Here is a 2,928-nt window from a genome sequence, read left to right as displayed (position 1 = left end):
AACGGCCGGACGCCGGTGCCGAGCTCGATCCGCGTGGCGTGTTCCTCGAAGCCGGCGAGCCGGGTCGAGGCGCCCGGCAGCAGCGGGTAGGCCGTGTCGAGCACGAAGTAGTTCACCCGGCGCTCGGCACCGCGGACGGCCCGGGCGTCGAACACGCCGAAGCCGGTCACGCCGGCACCGTCGGTCGGCACGACCTCGTTCGTGGCGAGGTCGAAGCCACCACCGACCGCCACGACGGGCACACCGGCGGTGGCGAACGCACGGAGCGGGGCACCGATCCGGGCGACGTCGTCGCCGAGGGAGCGCATCGCGCTGAGGGGGCCGTTGCCGATCACGACGACGTCGGCCTCGGTCGGGAGCGCGTCGCCGGGGGCGTACTCGAGCACCTCGGTGGTGATGTCGGCGGTCTCGGCACGACGGACGAGGGCCGCGACGTTGCCGCGGTCGCCCGACACACCCATCTGGCGCGGGTAGACGTGCAGGATGGTCAGCCGGTCGGCCGTCATGCGGTCTTCTCCATGTCCGGGTGGCCGAGGGCCTTGCGGGCGATCATCATGATCTCGTAGTTGACGATGAAGTTCTTCGTCCCCGAGGTGGTCGCGCCGAGCTGCTCCATGTGGCGGATCGCAGCCTCGACGTCGGGCTCGACGCGACCGATGCGGACACCGGCGTGCTCGAGCGCGATCGCGATCTGCCAGGCCTTGTCACCGGACACGACGTCGACGTGGTCGAGCTTCGAGAAGTCGATGTCGTAGATCCACGAGATGTCCGGCGTGCCCTCGTCGATCGCCATGAGCACCTGTTCCGGGTGGTCCGGCAGGGCGTCGAGGTTCAGCTGGAGGCTCGCCGCGTTCTTGAACATCGTGAACTCGGCGGACTCGCCCGCGATCGGGAGTCGCTCGCCACGGCCGTAGGCGGGCTTCATCGTGCCGAAGGCCTTCGTGACGGCGTCGGCGCGGAACTGCGTGCCGAGCGCGGCACTCGCCGTCGCGGTGGCCGCAGCGGCGTCGACCGCGTAGTGCAGGCCACGTGCGGGCAGGCGCACCGGGATGTCGGCGCCGTCGAAGCGGATCGTCGCACCGTCACCGGTGTTCACGACGACCTCGGACTCGGCCGGGTTCGGCTCGGCGTCCTGCCGGTCGAAGTCGTCCGCGTTCTGCAGGCCGTTCGGCGCCGCGGCCACGACCTCGGAGCTCGCGCCGAAGCGCAGCACCCGTTGCCCGGTCCGTGCGACGTAGGCGTCGAGGAACTGGTCGTCGCGGTTCGTGATGACGTTCGCGGTGGACAGCGCCGCGGTGTCGAGCATCATGTCGGCGACCCGCTCGGTCTCGAAGAACCGGTAGAGCTGGTCGACCTGGACGTTCAGCATCGTCACGGTGGACGGCGACAGGATCCCGGCGAGCTCGACCGCGAAGGCCTCGTCCACCTCGAGGATGCCGATGTCCGCCTTGAGCTTGCCGGTCAGCGACACCTCGGAGAGGAGCGCCGAGGCGATGCCCTGCGGCAGGTTCGCACCGGACGGGTTCGTGAAGACCCGCAGCCCGTGCGCCCGCACGATGTCGGAGATCATGTGCGTCGTCGTCGACTTGCCGTTCGACCCGAGCACGAAGACGACGCCGTTCGGGAACTGCTTCGTGACGTGCTGGAGGAAGTCCGGCACCAGCTTGAGCACGATGAACCCGGGGTAGGCGGACCCTCCGCCCCGCGCACGGGCGAGGGCGCGGAGGATCCGCCCGACGAGGATCGGGATGACGAAGCGCATCGGCCTACTCGAGGTAGTCGCGCAGCGACTGCGACCGCGACGGGTGGCGGAGCTTCGCCATCGTCTTGGACTCGATCTGGCGGATGCGCTCACGCGTCACGCCGAACGTGTCACCGATCTGGTCGAGGGTCTTCGGCTGCCCGTCACCGAGGCCGAAGCGCATGCGGATGACACCGGCCTCGCGCTCGGACAGGGAGTCGAGCAGGCTCTCGAGCTGCTTCTGCAGCATCGTGAAGCCCACCGCGTCGGCCGGCACGACCGCTTCGGTGTCCTCGATCAGGTCGCCGAACTCCGAGTCGCCGTCCTCACCCAGCGGGGTGTGGAGCGAGATCGGCTCGCGGCCGTACTTCTGCACCTCGACGACCTTCTCCGGGGTCATGTCGAGCTCGCGGGCGAGCTCTTCCGGAGTGGGTTCGCGACCGAGGTCCTGCAGCATCTGGCGCTGGACGCGGGCCAGCTTGTTGATGACCTCGACCATGTGCACCGGGATGCGGATCGTGCGGGCCTGGTCCGCCATGGCGCGGGTGATCGCCTGCCGGATCCACCAGGTGGCGTACGTCGAGAACTTGAAGCCCTTGGTGTAGTCGAACTTCTCGACCGCACGGATCAGGCCCAGGTTGCCTTCCTGGATGAGGTCGAGGAACTGCATGCCGCGACCGGTGTAGCGCTTGGCGAGCGAGACGACCAGACGGAGGTTCGCGCCGAGCAGGTGCGACTTCGCACGCTGACCGTCACGGGCCACCCAGCGCAGCTCGCGCTCTTCCGGCTTCGACAGCCCGGTCGAGTGCTGCAGCTTGTCCTCGGCGAACAGGCCGGCCTCGATGCGCATCGCGAGCTCGACCTCCTGCTCGGCGTTGAGCAGCGCGACCTTGCCGATCTGCTTGAGGTAGTCCTTCACCGGGTCCGCGGTGGCACCGGTGATCGTCGTGGAGTAGACCGGTGCCTCGTCGTCGTCGGACTGCGAGATCACCAGGGCGCCGACGGCGACCGCTGCTGACTCGAAGGGCATGCTGCCGCGGGCGGTGAAGGAGCTCGTCGCCTACACCCCGGGGACGGCCTTCTACGCCGACGGCCGCGGCGGCGGACACATCCGTCTGTCGTTCTGCTACCCGACGCCGGAGCAGATCCGCGTCGGCGTGAAGCGCCTCGCCAACGTGGTGAACGAC

1 protein-coding gene and 3 pseudogenes are annotated in these 2,928 nt (G+C 69.2%); 1 reads left to right on the top strand and 3 read right to left on the bottom strand.

Going from position 1 to position 2,928, the window contains the following annotated elements:
• The 3 genes and pseudogenes from I5E_RS09620 to I5E_RS09610 form a co-directional block, all read right to left on the bottom strand.
• Window positions 1–506 (bottom strand): annotated as a pseudogene (locus I5E_RS09620) (type 1 glutamine amidotransferase); the annotation flags it as partial.
• Window positions 503–1,762, bottom strand: coding sequence for a MurT ligase domain-containing protein (locus tag I5E_RS09615; RefSeq protein WP_031262055.1), 1,260 nt, complete (start codon window positions 1,760–1,762; stop codon window positions 503–505). The pseudogene I5E_RS09620 and the gene I5E_RS09615, both read right to left, overlap by 4 nt.
• A 4-nt stretch (window positions 1,763–1,766) precedes the next feature.
• A pseudogene (locus tag I5E_RS09610) lies at window positions 1,767–2,741 on the bottom strand (RNA polymerase sigma factor); the annotation flags it as partial.
• Window positions 2,742–2,757: 16 nt separating this feature from the next.
• Between I5E_RS09610 and I5E_RS26360 the strand changes: the two are divergent.
• Window positions 2,758–2,928 (top strand): annotated as a pseudogene (locus I5E_RS26360) (PLP-dependent aminotransferase family protein); the annotation flags it as partial.

Origin of the sequence: Curtobacterium sp. B18, assembly GCF_000333375.1 — a bacterium.
Classification (GTDB): domain Bacteria; phylum Actinomycetota; class Actinomycetes; order Actinomycetales; family Microbacteriaceae; genus Curtobacterium.
Note: the sequence above shows the minus strand (reverse complement) of the source record. Positions and strands in the feature narration are given on the sequence as shown.